Origin of the sequence: uncultured Empedobacter sp., assembly GCF_937930195.1 — a bacterium.
Lineage (GTDB): Bacteria > Bacteroidota > Bacteroidia > Flavobacteriales > Weeksellaceae > Empedobacter > Empedobacter stercoris.
In genome coordinates this window covers 1-23,615 of the sequence record NZ_CALGVK010000169.1, presented here as the reverse complement: position 1 = coordinate 23,615, position 23,615 = coordinate 1, and the positions used below count along the sequence as shown (strand labels likewise).

General features: G+C 31.4%; 20 protein-coding genes, 2 tRNA genes and 1 pseudogene. 12 read left to right on the top strand and 11 right to left on the bottom strand.

All coding sequences use genetic code 11. The annotated features are described in order from the left end of the window. Position 1: 1 nt before the first annotated feature. The 5 genes from Q0616_RS09790 (at position 2) to Q0616_RS09770 (ending at position 3,241) form a co-directional block, all read left to right on the top strand. Positions 2 to 72: transfer RNA gene (locus Q0616_RS09790), tRNA-Gln, on the top strand. Between the two features lie 33 nt (positions 73 to 105). Next, positions 106 to 176, top strand: a tRNA-Gln gene (locus tag Q0616_RS09785). Between the two features lie 78 nt (positions 177 to 254). Continuing rightward, positions 255 to 797, top strand: coding sequence for an RNA polymerase sigma factor (locus tag Q0616_RS09780; protein WP_188319792.1), 543 nt, complete (start codon positions 255 to 257; stop codon positions 795 to 797). A 51-nt stretch (positions 798 to 848) separates the two neighbouring features. Beyond that, on the top strand, positions 849 to 1,406 hold the full coding sequence (locus tag Q0616_RS09775) for a C40 family peptidase (protein WP_260543859.1): 558 nt from the start codon (positions 849 to 851) through the stop codon (positions 1,404 to 1,406). A 74-nt stretch (positions 1,407 to 1,480) separates the two neighbouring features. Then, entirely contained in the window at positions 1,481 to 3,241 is a 1,761-nt protein-coding gene (locus Q0616_RS09770; protein WP_298776792.1) for a hypothetical protein, read from the top strand. A gap of 55 nt (positions 3,242 to 3,296) precedes the next feature. Here Q0616_RS09770 and Q0616_RS09765 read toward each other — a convergent pair whose 3' ends face one another. After that, entirely contained in the window at positions 3,297 to 4,481 is a 1,185-nt protein-coding gene (locus tag Q0616_RS09765; RefSeq protein ID WP_171622667.1) for an FtsX-like permease family protein, read from the bottom strand. Beyond that, complete coding sequence (gene rbfA / locus Q0616_RS09760; RefSeq protein WP_188319794.1) at positions 4,481 to 4,840, bottom strand: 30S ribosome-binding factor RbfA; 360 nt, start codon at positions 4,838 to 4,840, stop codon at positions 4,481 to 4,483. The genes Q0616_RS09765 and rbfA overlap by 1 nt, the downstream gene beginning before the upstream one ends. Before the next feature lie 94 nt (positions 4,841 to 4,934). On the opposite strand from rbfA, the gene Q0616_RS09755 reads away from it, so the two are divergent. Further along, positions 4,935 to 5,333, top strand: coding sequence for a group III truncated hemoglobin (locus Q0616_RS09755; RefSeq protein ID WP_171622669.1), 399 nt, complete (start codon positions 4,935 to 4,937; stop codon positions 5,331 to 5,333). A 57-nt stretch (positions 5,334 to 5,390) separates the two neighbouring features. On the opposite strand, the gene Q0616_RS09750 is transcribed toward Q0616_RS09755, so the two are convergent. The 4 genes from Q0616_RS09750 to Q0616_RS09735 form a co-directional block, all read right to left on the bottom strand. Further along, positions 5,391 to 6,764 carry an NAD-dependent succinate-semialdehyde dehydrogenase gene (locus Q0616_RS09750; protein WP_171622670.1) on the bottom strand — a complete coding sequence of 458 codons (1,374 nt, stop codon included), beginning with the start codon at positions 6,762 to 6,764 and terminating at the stop codon, positions 5,391 to 5,393. A gap of 296 nt (positions 6,765 to 7,060) precedes the next feature. Further along, positions 7,061 to 8,620 (bottom strand): replicative DNA helicase, encoded by a 1,560-nt coding sequence (dnaB, locus tag Q0616_RS09745; RefSeq protein WP_225539324.1) that lies wholly within the window; start codon positions 8,618 to 8,620, stop codon positions 7,061 to 7,063. A gap of 96 nt (positions 8,621 to 8,716) precedes the next feature. Beyond that, the gene (locus Q0616_RS09740) at positions 8,717 to 9,670 is read right to left on the bottom strand and encodes an acetyl-CoA carboxylase carboxyltransferase subunit alpha (protein WP_171622672.1); all 954 of its coding nucleotides are present in this window, start codon (positions 9,668 to 9,670) and stop codon (positions 8,717 to 8,719) included. 158 nt (positions 9,671 to 9,828) lie between these two features. Beyond that, complete coding sequence (locus Q0616_RS09735; RefSeq protein WP_298776789.1) at positions 9,829 to 11,007, bottom strand: thiolase family protein; 1,179 nt, start codon at positions 11,005 to 11,007, stop codon at positions 9,829 to 9,831. Between the two features lie 198 nt (positions 11,008 to 11,205). Between Q0616_RS09735 and Q0616_RS09730 the strand changes: the two genes are divergently transcribed. The 3 genes from Q0616_RS09730 to Q0616_RS09720 all read left to right on the top strand — a co-directional run bounded on the left by Q0616_RS09730 (position 11,206) and on the right by Q0616_RS09720 (position 14,100). Next, positions 11,206 to 12,504, top strand: coding sequence for a M28 family metallopeptidase (locus Q0616_RS09730; RefSeq protein ID WP_298776788.1), 1,299 nt, complete (start codon positions 11,206 to 11,208; stop codon positions 12,502 to 12,504). Between the two features lie 457 nt (positions 12,505 to 12,961). Continuing rightward, complete coding sequence (locus Q0616_RS09725; protein ID WP_171622675.1) at positions 12,962 to 13,534, top strand: hypothetical protein; 573 nt, start codon at positions 12,962 to 12,964, stop codon at positions 13,532 to 13,534. A 119-nt stretch (positions 13,535 to 13,653) separates the two neighbouring features. Next, complete coding sequence (locus Q0616_RS09720; RefSeq protein WP_171622676.1) at positions 13,654 to 14,100, top strand: hypothetical protein; 447 nt, start codon at positions 13,654 to 13,656, stop codon at positions 14,098 to 14,100. A 58-nt stretch (positions 14,101 to 14,158) separates the two neighbouring features. Here Q0616_RS09720 and Q0616_RS09715 read toward each other — a convergent pair whose 3' ends face one another. Continuing rightward, positions 14,159 to 15,112 (bottom strand): isopenicillin N synthase family oxygenase, encoded by a 954-nt coding sequence (locus Q0616_RS09715; RefSeq protein WP_171622677.1) that lies wholly within the window; start codon positions 15,110 to 15,112, stop codon positions 14,159 to 14,161. A gap of 356 nt (positions 15,113 to 15,468) precedes the next feature. On the opposite strand from Q0616_RS09715, the gene Q0616_RS09710 reads away from it, so the two are divergent. Then, positions 15,469 to 15,720, top strand: a complete 252-nt coding sequence (locus Q0616_RS09710; RefSeq protein ID WP_171622678.1) for a hypothetical protein — start codon at positions 15,469 to 15,471, stop codon at positions 15,718 to 15,720. A gap of 211 nt (positions 15,721 to 15,931) precedes the next feature. After that, positions 15,932 to 16,834 (top strand): oxygen-dependent coproporphyrinogen oxidase, encoded by a 903-nt coding sequence (hemF, locus tag Q0616_RS09705; RefSeq protein ID WP_171622679.1) that lies wholly within the window; start codon positions 15,932 to 15,934, stop codon positions 16,832 to 16,834. Between the two features lie 47 nt (positions 16,835 to 16,881). Here hemF and Q0616_RS09700 read toward each other — a convergent pair. Together Q0616_RS09700 and Q0616_RS09695 are read right to left on the bottom strand one after the other, a co-directional pair. Then, positions 16,882 to 18,328 (bottom strand): annotated as a pseudogene (locus tag Q0616_RS09700) (RtcB family protein). A gap of 17 nt (positions 18,329 to 18,345) precedes the next feature. After that, positions 18,346 to 19,437, bottom strand: coding sequence for a slipin family protein (locus Q0616_RS09695; RefSeq protein ID WP_298776787.1), 1,092 nt, complete (start codon positions 19,435 to 19,437; stop codon positions 18,346 to 18,348). Between the two features lie 900 nt (positions 19,438 to 20,337). On the opposite strand from Q0616_RS09695, the gene Q0616_RS09690 reads away from it, so the two are divergent. Next, positions 20,338 to 21,357, top strand: coding sequence for a WYL domain-containing protein (locus tag Q0616_RS09690; RefSeq protein WP_286483298.1), 1,020 nt, complete (start codon positions 20,338 to 20,340; stop codon positions 21,355 to 21,357). Positions 21,358 to 21,404: 47 nt separating this feature from the next. Here the strand turns inward: Q0616_RS09690 and Q0616_RS09685 are convergent, their stop codons facing one another. Beyond that, positions 21,405 to 21,746, bottom strand: a complete 342-nt coding sequence (locus Q0616_RS09685) for a phage holin family protein (protein WP_286484397.1) — start codon at positions 21,744 to 21,746, stop codon at positions 21,405 to 21,407. 130 nt (positions 21,747 to 21,876) lie between these two features. Beyond that, the gene (locus tag Q0616_RS09680; protein ID WP_225541654.1) at positions 21,877 to 23,412 is read right to left on the bottom strand and encodes a glycine--tRNA ligase; all 1,536 of its coding nucleotides are present in this window, start codon (positions 23,410 to 23,412) and stop codon (positions 21,877 to 21,879) included. Between the last annotated feature and the right edge of the window lie 203 nt (positions 23,413 to 23,615).

Genomic DNA, 23,615 nt, shown 5'->3' with positions numbered 1-23,615 from the left:
CAGACCCATGGTGTAACGGTAGCACATCGGTTTTTGGTGCCGCTAGTTGGGGTTCGAATCCCTGTGGGTCTACAATTTTTTCAATTTTATATAATAATCATGGACAGACCCATGGTGTAACGGTAGCACATCGGTTTTTGGTGCCGCTAGTTGGGGTTCGAATCCCTGTGGGTCTACTGATTTAAGCTTCAATATACGTATTGAAGCTTTTTTTATGGATAAAATTTACTATATTTATAATAATTGATTTATAAATGACTTTAGAAAACATAATTTTAGAAGCTAAAAAAGGAAAACGAAACGCTCAGAATGCTGTGATTGAGGTTTTGTGGAACAAAGTTTATTATTATGTTTATAATAAGATTAGAAACGAGGAAGAAGCAGAAGACATCGCGATAGAAACGTTTACTAAGGTTTTCAGTAAATTGAAATTATATAACGAAGATTTTGACTTTACGACTTGGGTGATTTCTATTGCTCATAATACGATGATTGATCATATTAGAAAATCTCCTAAACTTAATATTTCAATTGATGATGAAACGAATCTACTCGAGATTTTAGAAGATCATCCATCTCCTGAAGAACATCTGATACAGAAACAAGATAATGATACGCTAATAAAGGCCATTGCAAAGCTGAGAGAACCGTATCAGAAAATTATCGAATTGAGATACATCGAAGATAAAACCTATAAAGAGATTGCGGAGGAACTTAATTTAACCTTACCAAATGTTAAAGTTCGATTATTAAGAGCCAAACAATTGTTAACAGAGGTGATGCAAAATAATATTTAGTACATTTATTCGTTGAAAAGTTGTTGAAGTAAAATAGAAAAGAATATAGAAATGAAGAAGTATATATACCTTACAACAATCCTAATGATAAGTTTGTTTTTAACATCTTGTGGAAGTAGCAAAGTAACTTCTTACAAAAAAACAGGTGCTAAAAAAGTATATTCTTCAACTAAAAAATCAGAAACTTCAGAAGTTTTTCGTTCTGTAAATGCAGATGATAGCGCTCCTCGTGACATTAATAAAATTCTAAAAACAGCCAAGTCTTATTTAGGTACACCTTATAAATATGGAGGAATTACTCGATCTGGTTTCGATTGTTCGGGATTAGTTTATGTAAGTTTTAAGGAAATGAAATTAGAATTACCGCGTCGTTCGAGTGATCAAGCTGAGTATGGAAAAGAAATTAACATTAAAAATGTTAAAATAGGTGATCTGATTTTCTTTAATACTTCGGGAAATTCTATTTCTCATGTGGGTATCGTAGAGCGTATTAATAACGATGGAGCAATCTATTTTGTACATTCTTCGACTTCAAAAGGTGTTATTATCTCTTCCCTTGATGAAAATTATTGGAAAACAAGATTTGTAAAAGCGGTTAGACTTTTATAACTTAAAGTGTGTTTAATAAAAAAAATATATCATTAACATTTTTTGGATTTCTATTTTTTAGTTTATCCATAGTTGTGAATGCACAAGATGACAGTATTAAAATTGATACCGTTAGGATAGAAAATAAATCTCATTCTAAATTCAGAAAACTTTACGAAACATTATTGTTCAAGAAAAAACCAACAAGATTTCCTATTCAATACAATAATGCTGCTGAGAACGAAAAGTATCAAGGGAAGGTAATTCGAAACATATATTACAAGACACAAGATCCTTTTGGTTACTCTTTACAAGATACGACTAGAGTACCTACAAAATGGATAGAAAGAGCTGGAAATACATTACACGGGAAAACAAAACACTTTGTGTTGCGCCAAAACATGTTAGTTAAACCAGGCGAACGTTATGATTCATTAAAAGTAGCAGAGTCAGAACGTCTAATTCGTGCAAATCGTTCTATTCGTCGTGTCGAAATCAAAGAAGAAGCTGTTGGAACAGATTCGGTTGATTTATACGTTAATTCGATAGATTCGTGGAGTATGTTTATTACAGGTTCCGTTTCAAGTTCAAAAGCAGGATTAAGAGTTCGTGAACGAAATTTTCTGGGGTTAGGACATGTATTTGATAATCGTTATCGTCACAATTATAAAACAGGAAATTCGCTTTATCAATTCAATTATACAGTGCCTAATATTGCACAAACTCGAATTATTGGTAATGTACGTTATTTTAAGAATGAAGATGATCATTATTCCAAATCGGTGAGTTTTGTACGTCCTTTTTATTCTCCTTTGGCGCATTATGCAGGAGGAGTTTCTGTGGGACAAATTTATTTTAAAGATTCGTTAGATTTTGATAAACCAGTTTTAGAAAACAATCCATTTAAGTATAATTTTCAAGATTATTGGTTAGCGAGGGCTTTTCGAATAGATGATGGTCATTCCGAAAATATCACTAACCTTATTGTTTCTGGTCGATTTTATGATCGTAATTATACGGAAACGCCTACAGAAGAAAATGATCCGGTTCATTTTTTTTCTGATCAAACCAATTATTTAGTAGGTTTAGGAATTTCATCTAAACGATACATCAAAACAAAATATATTTTTAATTATGATATCGAAGAAGATATTGCAATTGGTAAAACTTTAGGAATAATAGGCGGAATTCAGAATATTCGCCAAACAAATCGTTATTATTTAGGAGGGAAAGCTTCTGCGGGAGGTTTCTTGAATACCGGATTCTGGGGTTTTGGTGTTGAATTTGGAGGCTTTTTTAACAAAGGAAAATTTGAACAAAAAACCTTGTCAGTGGAAATGCAATATATGGCAAGATTAATCAATTGGGGAGATTGGAAATTCAGGAACTTCGTAAAGGCGAATTATTTATTGGGACATAATCGGATGGATTCACCCGCAGATCAACTCTCTCTTCATGAACATGATTATCTTGGAATGGCTGGTTTTAAATCGGATAGAGATTTAACGGGGCAACAAAAATTGATGATAGAATATCAATTACAATCGTATTTACCATACGAATTTTTAGGATTTCGTATTTCACCTTATTTCAATGCTATGTTTGCAGCGATAGGGGATAGCAAAAAATTTATTTTGAATAATAACCCGATTTATTCGCGTTTTAGTATAGGTGTAATGTTGACAAATGATTATTTTGTATTTAACAATATTCGATTTTCATTGTCGTATTATCCGTCAATTCCAGGACAAGGTAATAACTTAATCAAAACTAATTTATTAGATAATAGAGATTATCAAATGATGGATTTTGACTTCTCAAAACCTAATTATATTCGTTGGAATAGATGGGATTAAAATACAAATAGCTTGAAGAAATCTTCAAGCTATTTGTATTGAATAGTTGTGTTTTTTATTTCACTTGTCTTGATACTATCCACGAAACTAAACTTCCTAAACCTAATACCGTTATAATAACAGCAATAAAGTTTTCTACAGAAAATAGAAAAGGAAAAGGAACGGTTGCGGATGCCATTACCAATCCAAAATTAATTTGTAACAATCCAATTACCGAAGCAATTAATAAACCTGTTGTCATCGCAATAAAAGTGATGATAAATCCAGTTTGAAAGAAGATATTACGAATGTTTTTTCGTGATAGACCAAAACTATACATGGTTTGTATTTCTTTCTTTTTATCTAAAATCAAGATGATAATTGTTCCTGCCAAATTAAAACACGCAATGATAATGACTAAAGTAAAAATCAGGTAACTAATCAAGTTTTCCATATTCATCACTTTCAAGAAAGCTGAATCTAAATCTTGTCTAGTTTCAATTTTATAATTATCGCCTAATGCTTTTTGAAGTTGATTTTTCACTTCGTTAAACGACTTTTTACCTGTTGTTTTAACTTCAATCGAATAACATTGATCTTGATTCAAAAGTAATAATTCTTGCGCTAATCCAAGTGTTGTAAAAATATGTTTATCATATTGTTCATTCAACATAAAGACACCAACACTATACGCATCTTTACTCGTAAAAGCGTCACTTTCTTGTTTGATTAAACCAGTTCCTGCCTTTGGCATCATCAAATCTGCTGGCGTTATCGGATCGATATAAAGTTGCAAACGTTCTGCAATTCCATTCGAAACAATAAAATTATCCGCTCGTGTATAATCTAAATATTGTCCACCATAAATTACCGTATCCAAACGGGTAACTTTGGTAAAGTTTTCGTCTACACCTTTCAAGTAGGCAATATCTTGCTTTCCTTTGTAATTAATGTAGACTTTTTCTTCGATGATTTTCGAAAAAGCTTTAACCTCTTTTTGTTGTTTCAATTGATCCACAACAAAAGTTAAACTGTCTAATACTTTTCCTTTCGAAGGAGAGATTTTAATTTCAGGATTTACATTGCTATAATATTTTAAATTCATTTTTTCTAAACCCGAAAAAACGGATAAAATGATAAACAAAGCAGCTGTAGCAACCAAAATAGCACCAACAGCAATCGATGTAATAATGTTTACAGCATTTGTATTCGTTTTCGAAAAAATGTAGCGTTTTGCAATGTAAAGCGAAATGTTTCTCATTATAAGATCGGATTATTTCCTTCTCCTCTTAACGCTTTGTCGATTTTATCCATTTCGTCTAACGAATTGTCTAAAATAAAAATTAATTCAGGTGTAATACGCATTTGTTTAGAAGCACTTTTTGATAAAATTCCTCTAAAAAACGGTGTATTTACTTTTATTTCCTTGAAAATTTCATCTTTTTGAGTGTTAGGGAAAATACTAACATAGATTTTAGAAACGCCTAAATCTGGTGTTACTTTTACTTCTGTAACACTAATCAAATTTCCTGGGAATTCCTTTACAGCCCATTTTCTAAAAGCTTCTGCTAATTCTTCTTGAAATAATTTACTTACTTTTTGTTGTCTATTGCTATCCAATTCTATTCGTTTTTATAAGACTGTAAAATTACTGCATTTTTTTGTGATTAAAAACATTGATGAATTGAATTAAGTTCTTTGTAAATTTGTTTTAATGAAAAAAGATATCGAAACTTCAGAAGATGTTGCTTTATTGGTAAATACGTTTTACGATAAAGTGCAAAAAGATGATGTCATTGGTTACTTTTTTTCGGAAGTTGCAAAGGTAAATTGGGACGAACATTTACCGCATATGATTCAGTTTTGGGAAACTGTTTTGTTGGGAAAAGCAACTTTTGAAGGTTGGCCAATGCGAACACATTTGGTTTTGAGTCAGAAAGAAAAATTAAAACCACATCATTTCGAACGTTGGATGGAATTGTGGTTTGGAATAATTGACGAAAATTTTGAAGGAGAGATAGCAAATGAAGCTAAAAATAGAGCGAAAATAATGCGCGATTTGATTCTTTTCAAAATTGACCAAATGGAACAAAAACAAGGTTTTATTCAATAAAAAAATGCAACTCTTAAAAGTTGCATTTTTTTATGTTTGATCATGCTGATCGAAAAACTATTTTGCAATCATGATTAATTTCTTGTTCACAAATTCTAAAATTCCAGCTTTAGAAAGTTCACGTCCATATCCCGAATGTTTTACTCCTCCAAAAGGTAAATCTGGACTCGATGAAACTTGTTTATTCACGTAAACCATACCCGAATCTATTCTACGCGCAATTTTCTCTGCATTTGGGACATTTTCGGTGTAAATAGATGCCCCCAATCCATAAGTTGTGTCATTCGCAATTTTAAGCGCTTCCTCCACATCTTTTACTTTCCAAATACAAACTACAGGACCAAAAACTTCTTCGTCATAAGCTTTCATTCCAGGTTTTAAATCTGTCAAAATTGTTGGTTGCAAAAAGAAACCATCACGATCGATACGTTTTCCTCCAGCAACAATTGTTGCACCTTTATTTGCTGAATCATTGATCTGATCCAATAATTTTTCTAAGGCATTTTCTGAACTGACAGGTCCCATATTAGTATCTGCTTGTGTCGGATCGCCAACTTTCATTCCATTTACATGAGCTGTAATTCGTTTTAAATATTCGTCGTAAATACCTTCTTGTACAATAATTCGTTTCGAAGAAGTACACGCTTGTCCAGCATTACGCAAACGTCCATTAATTGTTCCGTTCATTACTTTTTCGATATCGGCATCATCTAAAACAATCATTGGATCAGAACCACCAAGTTCTAAAACTGAAGGTTTTACATTTTTACCTGCAATACTTGCAACTTCTGCACCTGCTGCTTCTGAACCAGTTAAAGAAACACCAACTATTTTTGGGTTATTGATAATTGCATCTGTATCTTTTCCTGACATCAATAAGTTTTTGTACAAACCTTTTGGTGCACCAGCTGCTGTAAACATTTCTTCGAATGCAATTCCACATTGCGGAATATTAGAAGCTGTTTTCAAAACAACCGTGTTACCAGCCATGATATGTGGACCTGCAAAACGTGCTATTTGAGAAAAAGGAAAATTCCAAGGCATAACACCTAACAAAACACCAATAGGTTCTGAAACCACATAGGCATCACCTTTTTCTGTTTGTAAAGGAACATTTGCTAAAAATTCTTCTGCATTATCTGCATAATAATCGATAATATTTGCGCTATACTCAATTTCGATTTCACTTTCATGCAATGGTTTACCCATTTCAGTTGTAATTAAAGCTGCTAATCGTGATTTTTGTTTACGCATTTCGTTTGCAACACGTTTCATTACAGCTTTTCGATCTTCAAAAGATTCGAATCGCCATGTTTGATATAATTCGTTTGCGTCGTCTATATATTGATTGATTTCTTCGCTTGTGTAGGCTTGAAATTCTTTTTCGATTTTACCTGTAGCAGGATTTAGTGTTCTGATTGAACTTGCCATTTCACTCTTTATTTAATCTATACAAAGTTGTAGCAATTCTCGTTCCTAACAAAACTTTTAGGATAAATAAAACTGATAGTTTATCGAATAAAATGTAATTGAGTTGATTGTAAGGAATGATGAATAAGTATTTTTTAGTTTATTGAAAATAGAATATTTCAAAAGTATTTCAAGATTTCAAATACTAAGATGGTCACCATAAGCTTGAAAGAATTGTTAATTGTAATTAATATAAACAAAAAAAGCTGAAAATGATTTCAGCTTAAGATATATCTTATTTAAATTGATTTTATGTATTAAAATGGTAAATTATCGTCGTCATTGTTCATCGAGCTGGTAAACTCACTTCCAAAATCTCCAAAGGCATCTGAAGGATCAATAGCAGATAAATTCATAGCACTTCCCATTTCTTGCGAACCATCATTCATTGAACTTTGAATTTCGAAATCGCTACCATAAGAAGTTTCTAAATCAGTAAATTTAGCTTGTTCATTAATGAAGCGTAAACGTACATTTTCTAACGCACCATTACGGTGTTTCGCAATGATAAATTCAGCTTGTCCAGCACAAGGTTCACTCTCGTCATCCCAATATTCGAGTTTATAATATTCGGGACGATAAATAAACGAAACGATATCGGCATCTTGTTCAATCGCTCCAGATTCACGTAAATCTGAAAGTAAAGGTCGTTTACTTCCTCCACGTGTTTCTACCGAACGCGATAATTGCGAAAGTGCAATAACAGGAATACTTAATTCTTTTGCAATCGCTTTTAATGAGCGCGAAATCATCGAAATTTCTTGTTCACGATTTCCGTTTGCTTTTCCACCGGCCGTCATTAATTGCAAGTAGTCAATTAAAATCATTTTTACGCCATGCTGAGAAACCAAACGACGTGCTTTTGCTCTTAAATCGAAAATCGAAAGGGCAGGAGTATCATCGATATATAAAGGTGCATTTTCAAGACCCTTTACTTTTGTATATAATTGTTTCCACTCGTGGTCAGCCAATTTTGCTTTACGCAATTTTTCACCTGAAATCCCTGTTTCACCTGAAATCATACGTGTAATCAATTGAACAGAAGACATCTCTAAAGAGAAAACAGCAACTGGAATATTTTTATCAACCGTCATATTTTTCGCCATCGAAAGGATAAAGGCAGTCTTACCCATACCTGGACGAGCGGCTAAAATAATCAAATCGGATTCTTGCCAGCCAGAAGTAATTTTATCAATTTCTGTAAATCCAGAAGATAAACCAGACATTCCTTCTTTTGTAGACTGGGCCTTAATTTTATCAATTGCTTCAGTTACCAAATCTTTGGCTTCTGAATAACTACGTTTGATACCACCTTCTGTAATTTCGAATAATTTCGATTCTGAATAATCTAATAAATCGAAAACATCTGCTGTATCGTCGTATGATTTTTCGATCACTTGGCTCGAAATTTCAATTAACCGACGTAAAATATATTTTTCTTGAATCACACGTGCGTAATATTCGACGTGTGCAGAAGAAGAAACTTTTTGTGTTAATTGGATTAAATAATAATCACCTCCAATACGATCTAATTTGCCATCTTTTTTTAATTCATTCGAAACCGTTAACAAATCAATCGGTTCAGAATCGTTAAATAATTTTTGAATGACAGCATAAATCGCTTGATGCTCGGGACGATAAAAAACTTGTGGTGTAAGGATGTCGATTACCTCATCCAGCCCTTTTTTATCAATCATCATCGCACCAAGTACAGCTTGCTCTAAATCAACAGCTTGTGGAGGAAGTTTACCTTTCTCTAAACCAATGATATTGCGCTTGTTGGCTGGTATTTCAGGATTATAATTTGCTTGTTCCATAAGAGGCTCAAAATTAAAGAAAAAAACGAGATATAACTAATTTTATATCTCGTTTTAAATTCGTATATTCTACAATACATGTTGTTGTAAAATGTATTATCCTGAAAATTCTCCGAACTTGATATAACGCTCTTGACGTTGCGTTTGTAGTTCTTTTGGAGATAATTTTTTCAATTCATTGTACGTTTCCAAAACTTTATTTTTAAGATTTGTGTACGCAACTTCTGGCTTGTAATGAGCACCACCAAGAGGTTCTTGTATAATGTCTTCAATTAATCCTAATTCTAACATATCAGGTCCAGTTAATTTCATTTGAGAAGCAGCTTGTTCTTTGTAATCCCAACTTCTCCACAAAATAGTCGAACAGTTTTCTGGTGAAATTACAGAGTACCACGTGTTTTCCATCATGAAAACTTTATTTCCTACACCAATTCCTAAAGCTCCACCAGAAGCTCCTTCACCAATTACAACTGTAATTACAGGAACAGTAAGTTTTAACATTTCGTAGATGTTTTTAGCAATTGCCTCTCCTTGTCCACGTTCTTCAGCTTCTAAACCTGGATATGCACCTGGAGTATCGACTAAAGTAAGAACAGGAATATTAAACTTTTCTGCTAATTTCATTAAACGTAATGCTTTGCGGTAACCATCTGGATTAGACATCCCGAAACGACGATATTGTCTTTCCTTGGTGTTTTTACCTTTTTGTTGACCAATAATCATGAAAGTTTGACCATTGATTTTTCCCATACCACCAACCATAGCTTTATCATCAGCAAATGTTCTGTCTCCGTGAATTTCGATAAATGTATTATCTGTAATCGCGTAAGCGTAGTCTAAAGTATAAGGGCGAGAAGGATGACGAGACAATTGTACACGTTGCCATGGTGTTAAATTACCATAGATTTCCTTCTTTTTATTTTCAATTGCAATCTCAATTTCAACGCAAGCTTGTTTGATGTTAACACCGCTTCCTTCTCCGACGATTTGACAGCTTAATAACTGTTCTTCTAAATCTTTGATAGGTTGTTCAAATTCTAAATATTCCATACAAAAGTGTTTGTTCAGTTCAACAAATATAGAAAAGGTTTTTTAGCCAATTATAAATAAATGTAGAATGTTTTTGATATTTTTTACAATTCCTTCAATTTCAAAAGATAAAAGCGTCTACAAGATGAGTGGACGCTTTTAGTTTGGTATATTGAATTTTACATTTTTTCGATAATCATGGCTGAAGCTCCACCGCCACCATTACAGATAGCTGCTCCACCAATTTTACCTCCGTTTTGTTCTAAAACGTTTAATAAGGTAACTAAAATACGAGATCCAGAGTTTCCAAGTGGATGACCAATAGAAACAGCACCTCCATTTACATTGACTTTAGAAGAGTCTAAGTTTAAAATTTTAGTATTAGCGATTCCAACGACTGAAAACGCTTCGTTAAATTCCCAAAAATCAACATCAGTTGCAGATATATTTGCTTTTTTCAATAACTTCTCAACCGCTTTCGCTGGTGCAGTCGTAAATTTTGAAGGTTCTTGAGAAGCGTCAGCGTAAGCAATTACTTTAGCTAAAGGTTTTATTCCTAATTCATTTGCTTTATCTAAAGACATTAAAACTAAAGCAGAAGCTCCATCATTTATCGTTGACGCATTAGCCGCAGTTACAGTACCTTCTTTAGAAAAAACAGCGCGTAAACCTGGAACTTTATCAAAGTTTACATTTTTATATTCTTCATCTTCTTTAAAAATAACTGGTTCTCCTTTACGTTGAGGAATTTCTACAGGAACAACTTCATTATCAAATTTACCCGCAGCCCAAGCTGCAGCCGATTTTTTATAAGAATTAATGGCAAATTCGTCTTGTTCTTCACGAGAAATATTAAATTCAGTTGCACAAGTATCTCCAAAAAGACCCATCATTTCTTTGCTATAATAATCTTGTAGTCCATCATTTACAATGCCATCTGATAAAACGGTATTTCCGTATTTATTACCTGTTCTTGCATTTGGTGAATAAAAAGGAACCATCGACATGTTTTCCATTCCTCCAGCGACAACAATCTCTGCGTCACCCAAACGAATTGCTTGTGTTGCAAACATAACAGCTTTCATTCCTGAAGCACATACTTTATTTACGGTTGTTGCAGGAATTGTATTTGGTAAACCTGCTTTTATCATGGCTTGTTTAGCAGGAGCTTGTCCTTCTCCAGCTTGCAAAACATTCCCCATGTATACTTCATCAACCAAAGAACCATCAAGGTTAATTTTATTTAAAGCGCCTTTAATCGCTGTTGCACCTAAATCTGTAGCAGGAACATTTGATAAACTTCCTAAAAAAGATCCCATTGCTGTACGAACAGCTGAAACTATTACGACTTCTTTCATTTAATTGTGATTTGTTGTTTTTATTATAATAACTTATATAATGCAAGATATAAAAATTATAGTAGTATTAATTTGATTTACTCTTTAAAGATTTTCTAAATTTGTTAACGAGTTACTATAGATAGTTGTTGTTTTTTATTAAAATGATAATTGAGTTTGTGTTGAATGTTTTTTTTAAAGAATATGAATCAAATGATGATGAAAAAAATAATACTTTTTGGATTGATTTCTTGTTTTACAGTTGCGATAGCTAAAGCTCAATCGTTTGATCAAAATTATTTTAAAACAGTTTTAGATTCACTTACTTCAAAATCTTTTGCTGGACGTGGTTATGTAGAAGATGGAATGAGGAATGCGGGTATTTATATACAAAACGAATTTCAAAAAAATGGACTAAAATCATTTTCTTCGGATTATCATCAAACATTCACTTTTCCGATTAATGTAATTAAAGATGCAAAGTTGAAAATAAATGGAAAAGAGTTAAAATATGGGATTGATTTTATTGTGAAACCAAGCTCTAAGTCAATATCTAAAGTTGATTTACCCTTTTATATATTTAATACAGTTGCATATATCGCATCTTTTCAATCCAAAGAAAAGACAAGAAGTTTTATTATAAAGGATAATCAAAATCAAAAAGAGAAACACATTATTTTGCCTCCATTACAAACGAAAGTTGATTCTATTCAGCAATATTACAAGCAATGGGCGAATATTTATGAAAAAGATAACAACCAACATCGGGCTATTTTTAGATTTACTTCGGATAAACTAACTGCAAGTCTAAGTCAAAGAAGATCTTCGGTTTCAGAATTTATTATTTCGGATAATTACTTTATAAAAAACTCAAAAATAAATGATTTTTTTATTGAATCAGAATTGAATAATTCTTTCGAAGCAAATAATATAATTGGGTATATAGAAGGAAAGAACAACGATAGTGTAGTTGTAATTTCTGCGCACTATGATCATTTAGGAAAAGTGGGGTCTACAATTTTTCCAGGAGCAAGTGATAATGCAAGTGGAACTGCAATGATGATGACGTTAATGAAGTATTATTCGCAACATCAACCCAAATATAAAACCGTTTTTATGGCTTTTGCAGGCGAAGAAGCTGGTATTTTAGGTGCAGATTATTATGTTAATCATCCATTATTTTCTTTGAACCGAATCAAGTTTTTAATTAATTTGGATATTATGGGAGCTGGCGAGCAGGGGATTCAAGTGGTGAATGGTAAGATATTTTTGAAGGAGTTTCAACAATTAGTAAAAATAAATTCCAAAAATAATTATCTTAGAGAAATAAAAACAAGAGGAGAGGCATGTAATTCTGATCATTGTCCGTTTTATATGAAAGGTGTTCCGTCTTTTTTTATTTATACATTAGGAGGAAAAGGTTTTTATCATGATCCTTATGATACACCCGAAAATTTAGATTTAAGTTATTCTGAAAAGGTATACAACTTACTGAGAGATTTTATAAAACAGCTATAAAAAAATAATCCGTTCTATAAGAACGGATTACTAACCAACCTAAACTACTATAAAAAACTCTAAAAAGTAAAAAAGAGTGCGAGTAATTTCAAACTTCATAAATCCATTTCCTTATACTCGTTTGTCCTCTTTGTCTTACTATCTATGAATAAATTATTTGACACTGCAAATGTCTTAGTTTTATGTCTTATTTGAAAAAATAGTTAAAGTTTTTATTTATACTGAATATAGATAAAAACTATACTAATTATTTGTAATTGATTATATGTTTTTAAATTAAATAGTTAGCTTTTATTAATATACTGTAAGAGAAAAATTAAAAAGCTTTATTTTAACGATAATTTAACTATTTAATCACATTACAATGAAGAAATAATACGAATTAGAATCTTTGTGTTAATTTTGATTTCATTTTAACAGCCTAATAAAGGTAAATAAATTTTAATCAAAAAACAGAATGAGACTATTTTTATTCATCTTAACCTTTAACTTATTCTTATCAGTTGATGCGCAAATTATTAATCCAGATCAAATACGAACGACGATTTATGATACTATTTTGCAGGATATCCAAAAACAAAGTTTGGCTTTTCCGAATAAAATAATTGTAATTGATCCAACAATTAATAAATTCCAAGACTTAAAAATGGATGAATTTGGTTTGCAATTAGATGGGGCGAAGTACGATCAAAATTTATCTTTTTGTACTAAATTATCTCCCTATAAATGTGTCACAAAATTTGAAATAGATCACTATACAATTACAAATGTTTATAAGAATGAATCGGATGCTTTGTACCCAGATTTTTATGGAATTTACGCACCGATTGATTCATGGTATAATTTGGTTTATTATGCTGCAGTAGCACATTTTGAGAAAGATAGGAAGTTTCAGTTTAATGTCTTAATCCCAGTTCGAAATGTACAAATGAAGAATAAAATCATGCATGATAAAATGTTCTTTTATAACTTTTTATTTGATGAAAGTTTTAAGATATTAAAATTCGAAAAATTATTCTTAAAATCTTAAAATTCAAGAAAAAAAAATTGTAAATTAGCTGTACTTTAATTTTCTATTTCATGTTAAATGTTAGTGCTTATATAGACGAACTTTTACAGCTTTCAAAAGGTAGTTTACGAATTTGCCGAATGAATTGGTGGCTTTTGAAATATGAAGATGAATTTGAAAAAGCGATTGACGAAACAAGTTGTAAAAAGTGGCAAAGATGGTTTTACAATGGCGAACATCCTTATCCATGTGTTTGTCCGAAAAGAGAAAAGTTATGTGCTTTTATAGATTTGTATCGTGAATTAGATCGATTAACACAAGTACAACGATTAGAGAATTTTTTTCAAGATTATTTTCAGAAGTTTGAATTAATTAAAGACTCTACAGAGTTATTGAAAAATTGGATGAATGAGATTAGACCGACGATTTCTTCTATTTATTTGTTGTTGGATAAAAATGACAATTTAAAAATTAGATTTTACAATTCTGATCCAATTTTAGAAGTGAATATCAATAAAAGTGATTATAAATACACCTTGTTGTGTTTGGATATATTTAACTACAATATGTACGTAAAAGGTATGTAAAAGAAAGAGAGTTGATTTTTTCAACTCTCTTTTTTTGAAATAATAGATTAAATATGGTTTATTTAATTAAACCAATTTCTTTTAAACGCTGAGTTAAAAAATCTCCAGCAGTAATATCTTCAAATTGTTTTGGATTTTCCTCTGTTATACAATTATCTAAAACAGATAAATCCATATCAGAAACTGGATGCATAAAGAAAGGTATAGAAAAACGAGATGTTCCCCATAGTTCTTTCTCAGGATTCACCACTTGATGAATAGTAGATTTTAATCTGTTGTTTGTATGACGAGATAACATATCACCAACATTAATAACTAATTCGTCGTCAGCGGCAATTGCGTCAACCCAAGTTCCGTCGTGACGTTGAACTTGTAATCCACGACCTTGAGCGCCCATTAATAACGTAATCAAGTTGATGTCACCGTGAGCACCTGCACGAACAGCATCCTTAGGTTCTTCTGTGATAGGAGGATAGTGAATTGCTCTTAGAATAGAATTTCCGTTTTTTACTTTATCATCAAAATAAAACTCATCTAAATCTAAGAATAAGGCCAAAGCACGCAATACGTAAACTCCAGTTTTTTCTAATTGTAGGTATGTTTCTTCTCCATAAGTATTAAAACCAGGAACTTCATTTACCTTCACGTTTTCTGGATAATTGTATTTCGCTTTATCTTCTTCAGTTAAATACTGTCCAAAATGCCAAAATTCTTTCAAATCACCAACAGTTCTACCTTTAGCATGTTCGTTTCCGAAAGCCGTATAACCACGTTGACCACCAATGCCTTCTACGATATAACTTTGTTTAGTTTCTGTAGGTAAAGCGTAAAATTCGCGAACGCTTTTATATAAATTTTCAACTAATTCGTCAGATAAAAAATGTCCTTTCAAAGCAACGAATCCTATTTCTTCATATGCTTGACCAATTTCGTTGACAAATTTTTGTTTTCTTGCAGGATCATCAGATAAAAAGTCTGCTAAATTAACCGATGGAATTCCGTTTTGTGACATTTATATTTTCTTTTATAAAATTTCTTTTGCAAATGTAGGACAAAGATTTGTTTTGTGAATAATATTGTTAATAACTTTTTTGTGTAAGTATTGTATTGATGGGGAATTAGATAATTATTCGTTTTTTATTTTATTAAACAATTGTAAATCAGTTATTATAAAGACTATTGGTGTGATTTTATTTCTTTAAGAATATATCAATTATATATATCGTGTTTTAAATTGTAATAAATATAATTGATTACATTGGTTTGATGTTTTGATTATTTTAGTTAAATATAAAATACAATGAAACTACTATTTATACTATTGCTATTTAGCTCTGTTTTATTTGGACAAGAAATAGAAAAGCTGTAATGTTAATTTACCCTGGATGTGAAAAATATGAGAAGAAAGGTGTACAGAAATTAGCAGACTGCTTTAGTAAATATTTTAATAAACAACTATTGTTTGAAGTAGAACAGGTTTTAAAAAGTAATGATTTAACAATTAATGAAATAAATGTTAATACAAAGGTTAAATTCAAAATAAGTAAAGAAGGCGAGTTTCAAGATTTAGAAATAATTGGAACTGATTCAGAGAAGTTTCTTCTTACAAAGCTTTTGTAAATTATGTTGTAAAATTGAAAAAAGATAATAAGAAAATAATTCCTGCTGTTACTGAAAAAGGAGAAGCAGCAAGCTTGAATTTTAATATACCATTTAAAATTATTAATTAATATGTGTTTTTTTTATTTTAATTATTGCTTAATCTTATTTAAACCTAAACCTAATTTCATCACGAGTAGATATCATTAGTATATTTGCAAAAATAATTATGATGAAAGATCAATTTTTCCAATATATACAAGATCTTCAAAAGAAGATTATTGCTCAGTTAGAAGCAGTAGATGGTAAAGCAAAATTTATAAAAGACGAATGGCATCGCGAAGAAGGAGGTGGAGGTCTTTCTTGTGTTTTAACTGACGGTGCTGTTTTTGAGAAAGCTGGTGTTAATATCTCGAAAGTTTATGGTGAATTACCAGAAACAATGCAAAAAGCGCTAAATGTTTCATCAGGTAAATTTTTTGCTTGTGGATTGAGTTTGGTTATTCATCCAACAAGTCCACATATTCCAACAACACATGCTAATTGGAGATATTTCGAAATGTATGATCAAGATGGAAATGTTGTAGATCAATGGTTTGGCGGAGGTCAAGATTTGACACCTTATTATTTAGATGAAAATGATGTTATTCATTGGCATTCGGTTTGTAAAAAAAGTTGTGATGCACATAATGATTCATTTTATCCTAAATATAAACAAGAATGTGATAAATACTTTTGGAATACGCATCGCGAAGAAGCAAGAGGAGTGGGTGGTTTGTTTTTTGATTACTTAAAACCAACCGAAGAAATGCCTGTTGAAAAATGGTATGATTTTGTGACGGAAGTCGGAAATTCTTTTTTAGAAGCTTATTTGCCAATTGTTGAAAAACATAAGTATGACGAATATACTGCCGCTCAAAAAGAGTGGCAAGAAATAAGGAGAGGTCGTTATGTTGAATTTAATTTAATTCATGACAGAGGTACTTTGTTTGGCTTAAAAACAAATGGTAGAATTGAATCTATTTTAATGAGTTTACCGAAACACGTACAATGGCATTATAATCATCAGCCTGAAACAGATTCACCAGAAGCTAAATTACTTGATGTATTAATGCATCCAAAGGAATGGATTTAATCTTTTAGACTATACAAAGCCTGAACAAATTTGTTCAGGCTTTTCATTTAATCTTCTCTTGAGCCGTCATCAGCCATTCGGACCATTTTTGGTGTAAATATCGCCACAACATCAACTAAATCTTGTTGAGCAGCCATTACTTCGTGAATATCTTTGTATGCCATTGGAGCTTCGTCTTTTCCACCGCCAATTAATGTAATTCCAAAATCGTTTAAATAATCATTTATCTTGTGTTGAGACAATGATTTTATCGCTTGTGTTCTGCTCATTTGTCGACCAGCTCCATGCGAAGCCGAATGAATCGAATTTTCTTCACCTTTTCCTCGAACCAAAAATCCTGGTGCAGTCATCGAACCTGGAATAATTCCCATCACATCTTTAGCAGCTGGTGTAGCACCTTTTCGATGCACAATTACTTCTTCATCATTGTGAATTTCTTTCCAAGCAAAATTATGATGATTTTCTACTTTCGCTAAAACTTCAGCACCAATTGATTTTGCGATTTTTTGATGAATAATTTCGTGACAAGCCGAAGCATATTCACCCGCTAAATTCATCGCAATCCAGTATTCTTGACCTTCTGCAGAATCCAAATCCAAATAAGCTAAATTTTGTGCTTTATACGGAAGTTTACAAATTTCTTTAGCGATTTTAGTGTAATATCCAGCAATAGTAGCACCGAAACCTCTCGATCCAGAATGTGTCAATAAAGCTAAATACGAACCTTTTTTGATGTTTAATTTCTCATCATCTTCTTTGAAATCGATCAAACCAAATTCTACAAAGTGGTTTCCACCACCAGAAGAACCTAATTGCGACCACGCTTTGTCTTTTAAATTCTGAATAAATGAATTCGTTTCAAATTTTGTGTCATCCAAAACCTGATGTTCTGCTTTGTATTGACCATGAAATCCATGGCCTGCACCAAATTTTGTGTTTTTTATCAACGTTTCTTTTAACGAATCGTGATGTTCAAAATAATGAGAAGCTGGTAAATCATAAATCGATAAAGCCATTCTACAACCAATATCAACACCGACACCATAAGGAATAATCGCATTTTTTGTCGCTAAAACACCACCAATTGGTAAACCGTATCCTTGATGCGCATCTGGCATAATTGCACCAGCAATTGTCACAGGAAGTTTCATCGCAACTTTCATTTGTTCTAAAGCACCGTCTTCAATATTTTCTGCACCATAAATATTGAAATCGTTAGGATTTTCTTTCAATTCAATTAAGTTTTCATCTTGTTTTGGCGAATGAATTCCATCAATAAAACCTTTTGCCAATGTTTTAAAAACTTTATCTTCTAAGAAATCTTGTGGCGAAGATAAAACTTGCACATATTTATCAAGAATTTCTGCTTTTGTGTAACCATTTCTTTTTTTTGTTGATTTTTAAGGCGATTCCTAATATTTCATTTTCAGGATAACCCAAGGCAATCAAATCATTTCCATTAATTGGTTTGTTTTGTTGTTCAGTTGTTTTCATATAATTTGGTTAGAATATTATTTAGTAAACATTGTTTTTAATTCATTTAATACATTTGATCTACCAGAAATTGAGATTTCTCCAACTTTATCAGCTATTTTTTCAATGTATTCCATTTCTTTTAATTTCCATAAAGTTTCATTTTCTTCCATCAATTTTGCTGTGTTTAACAAGCTTCTTGTCGAAGCAGTTTCTTCACGACGTGTAATCGAATTGGCTTGAGCCGTTTTTTCGGCAATCAAAACACGGTTCATAATTTCTCTTATTTCTCCAGGAAGAATAATATCTTTCATCCCTGCGTTGATTAATTTTAGACCAATTTTTTCAAATTGAGTTTGATATTTTTGAATAATATAATTCGTTACCGAATTTTTATCCGACATCAAATCGTCAAAATTCATATTGCCAATAAATTCTCTCAATCCCAATTGAATCGCTTGATAAATCATTTTCTCGAAATCTTTGTTCGATTGAAAAGCGTTTATCAAATCTGTGATTTGGTAGTCTACCATAAAATTGATTCGTAATTGTGCTTTATCTTTTGTCAAAATTTCTTGTCCAGAAATTTCAATTGTTTGCGGACGCATATCATAAGAAACCATCGAAATTTTGACTTCGTTGTTATAAAATTTATACTCACCAGCTTTAAAAACCGAGTCAAATTCATTGTCTTTAAACAAAATTCCTTCATGATAAGTTGGAATTGAAATAATACGAATCGCACCAGCTTTTCTTAAAATATCAATTTCTCTTTTTGTTAAATTCTTAATTTCGTCAGTAGAATTCAAATCAAATTTTACAGCTTTTAATTGAGTTGAATTTTTCCAAATCATTACATTTTTATTGTAAAACGAATTGTATGATTGATTGTTTTTGTAAATAATCAATACCTCATTATGCAACACTTCTATAAAATCAACCATTTCTTTCAATATTTCATTTTCCATAAACATTGCCTGGTATTTTTCATCAATTATTTCGTTGATGTTTAGTTTTTCGATATTTTTATTGAAGAAAATCCAAAAATTTCCTCTTGTGTAAATTTTTTCTACTTCGTTATTTTTGATATAGATTCCAATTTCTTGGTTGTTAATCGCTAATTTTTTCATTATCTATTTTTTTATTGGTTTTTATTATTTTTTCAAACCGTCATTTCGAGTGAAATTGTGAAACAATTTTGTATCGAGAAAAAGGATTGAAAAATTCTCTGTTCTCAATATAATTTTCTTTTTCTTTCGAAACGAAAACCACTCGAATTGACGAATTATTGTCATTCTTTGTTTATCGAAGAATCGTCTCTCTTATTTTATGTTATTCTGTCCTCGACAAGTTCAATGTGACAGATTATCTAATTAAAAAAAGCTAAATCATTTTCCTTTTTTTAAAACGGAATTTGAAGTTTGAGCAGCTTGTTTTGATGTCTTGTTTTTAAATATTTCCTCCAATCATTTTGACTTGATGTCTTATCTAAACTTTTGAAATCAATCATCAACTAAAGTTTCAAATTCAGGTTTTAATCAAGTTTTTTGATCTTATTTCAAATTCATTTCTACGAAATAAATTCTTTATTCGAAAAGAAAATTTTTTAGCTTTTTTGTTTTCAATGTTGCCCTTTCGGGCGATGAACAGATTTAAAGTCTGTATGAATTGCTCTACCCACTGAGCTATTTCAGTTTCCTGAAAGTAGGATTCGAACCTACGACCCATCCGTTGATAATTTTAATTATTCAGAATAGAAGTGATGAAACATTTTCTACTACAATGCTATACTGAAACATTAGTCAAGGAACAATTAAAATCATTTGGTTGTTAAACCTTTGACAAAGTTGAAGTAGAAGTACGCAAGAGAATTGCGTAATAAAAATTTTTATTAAAATAATTTGTAAATAATGATGAATAGAGGGTTTTATATTGAAAATATTTTGAATAAAAGTTGAAATAAAAATTTTTACGCAAATAGATTGCGTACTTTGATTTGAAATTTGTAGTATTGAACAAAGAAATCAACCATGGCAACTAATAAAATTGCATTAATACGCTACCAAACGATTGATAAATGTTTGCAAAATCATTTCAGAAAATGGACATTAGAAGATTTGATAGAAAAAGTTTCGGAAGCATTGTATGAATACGAAGGAATAACGTCTGGAGTTTCGAAACGAACGATACAAGGTGACTTACAAGTGATGCGTAGTGATAAATTGGGCTATAATGCGCCAATTGTTGTGCGTGAAAAAAAGTTTTATGAATATGAAGATCGAGAGTATTCGATTCATAATTCACCAGTTTCGTCTGCAGATTTGGATAAAATGAAAGAAGTGATTTCGGTGATGAAACAATTGAATGGTTTTAATTATTTTGATGATATGAATGAGATTATTACGCGCCTCGAAAATAATTTATCCAAGCAAACTCATCAACAACCAAATTATATTCAGTTCGAAGAAAATCCTTTATTAAAAGGTTTAGAACATTTGAATCGGTTGTATCAAGCAATTGTCAAGAAACAACCTTTGTTGATTTCGTATCAATCGTTCAAAGCAAAAAGTCAAGAACCAAAACAACAAGTTTATTATCCGTATTTGTTGAAAGAATATCGCAATCGTTGGTTTTTATTGGCTAAATCGAGAAAAGACATGAAGTTGTATACTTTGGCTTTGGATAGGATTGTTGAGTTTTATGAATTGGCCAATGAGCCGTTTATTGATGAGTTAGAAATTGATTTTGATACGTATTATAATAATGCGATTGGTGTGACAAAAAACGTGAAAGAAAGGGAGCAACGAGTTATTTTTCGGGTTAATAAAAAATTGGCGCCTTATGTCGTAACAAAACCTATTCATGCATCGCAAAAAACATTGGAGATTACAGATGAAGGAACGTTGTTTTCGATAGAAGTGGTGCATAATTTTGAGTTAGAACGAGAACTTTTAGGCTTTGGTGAAGAAATTGAAATTCTTGCACCAAGGTTAGTGAAAAAAAGAATAAAAACTCGATTAGATAAAGCGTATAATCAATACAAAAAATAAAAGCTGTCTCAGATAAGACAGCTTTTTATATGTAATAACGTGTAAAATTAATCGCCCATCAATCCTCCAACTAAAGAGTTGACAAAAGCTAAAACAATTCCGAATAATAAGGCGTACCAGAATCCATCAACATGAAAACTATCTCCCATAATTGCGCTCGCTAATAATATAATTACAGCCGTAATTACAAATGAGAATAATCCTAATGTTAAGATTGTTATAGGTAAGCTAATAAATTGTAGCAAAGGTTTTATAAAAGCATTTAAAAGACCTATAACAATTGCAACAATTATTGCAGATCCGTATCCTTTGATACTTACTCCAGGTAAAATGTTAGCAAGTCCAAAGACAACTAATGCTGATACAAAAAGATTAATAATAAAGCCCATAATTTATTTTTTTTAGATTAATATGTTGGTTTAAAATCAAAAGTTTTGCCAAATCGTTAAAAAAATTAATAAAAAATAAAAAAAGCTCAGAACGTGCTGAGCTTTAGTGTTATTGTATTGAAAAAAAATATTATAATTTTTCGAAAAGATATTTCATGTTAACTTCTTTATCAATAATTTGTGCTAAATCATCAACAGAAACACGTTTTTGTTCCATTGTATCACGGAAACGTAATGTAACAGAATTATCGTTTAATGAATCATGATCAACAGTGATACAGAAAGGTGTACCAATTGCATCCATACGACGGTAACGTTTTCCAATAGAATCTTTTTCTTCGTAAATTACATTGTAATCTAAACGTAATTTTTTCACGATTTGTTCTGCAAATTCTGGTAAACCATCTTTCTTAACTAATGGTAAAATAGCCGCTTTGATTGGTGCTAAAGCTGGTGGTAAAGCTAAAACTGTACGTTCTGATCCATCTTCTAATATTTCTTCTTTTAAAGAGTTTGAGAAAACTGCTAAGAACATACGATCCAAACCAACAGAAGTTTCTACAACATAAGGTGTGTACGATTCATTTGTTTCGTTATCGAAATATTGAATTTTTTTACCTGAATGTTGTTCGTGCGCTTTCAAATCGAAATCTGTACGCGAGTGAATTCCTTCTAATTCTTTGAATCCGAATGGGAATTTGAACTCAATATCAGCAGCAGCGTTTGCGTAATGCGCTAATTTCTCGTGGTCGTGGAAACGGTAATTATCATTTCCTAATCCTAAAGTTTGGTGCCATTTTAAGCGAGTTTCTTTCCATTTTTCGTACCAATCTAATTCTGTTCCTGGTTTTACGAAAAATTGCATTTCCATTTGTTCAAACTCACGTTGACGGAATATAAACTGACGCGCAACAATCTCATTACGGAAAGCTTTACCAATTTGAGCAATTCCGAAAGGTAATTTCATACGTCCAGATTTTTGTACGTTCAAGTAATTTAAGAAAATACCTTGAGCTGTTTCTGGGCGTAAATATAAATCCATTGCTTGATCTGCTGTAGCTCCTAATTTTGTACCGAACATCAAGTTGAATTGACGAACTTCTGTCCAATTTTTAGAACCTGTTACAGGATCAGCAATTTCTAATTCTTCAATCAAAGCTTTTACATCGTCCAAATCTTCGTTTTCCAAAGATTTACCCATGCGTGCTAAAATAGTGTTGATTTGATTTTGGTATTCTACAACACGAGGATTTGTCGCAACAAATTGATCTTTATCAAAAGCATCACCGAAACGTTTTGCAGCTTTAGCCACTTCTTTTTCGATTTTACCTTCGATTTTAGCACAATGATCTTCAATCAAAACATCGGCACGGTAACGTTTTTTAGAGTCTTTGTTATCAATCAAAGGATCATTAAACGCATCAACGTGACCTGAAGCTTTCCAAGTAGTAGGATGCATAAAAATAGCAGAATCAATGCCGACAATGTTTTCGTGCATTTGTACCATTGCTTTCCACCAATATTGTTTGATGTTATTTTTTAGCTCAGCTCCGTTTTGACCATAATCGTAAACGGCTGATAATCCATCATAAATCTCACTCGATTGAAAAATGAAACCATATTCTTTCGCATGAGAAACTACTTTCTTGAAAATATCTTCTGACATAATTAATTGTGTGTTCTTATTTAAAGTGCAATTTTAGTGAATTTTGATGAGTTTTTAGGTATGAATTGATAAAATCAAATAGAGAAAGGTTATTATTAAGAAATTTATGTAAGAAAAGTTGTATGGTTAAGAAGGAAATTCTATAAATAAATCAGAAAATGATATAAATTTTCTATTCTCTGTATTTCAAAATTTTGTTTATT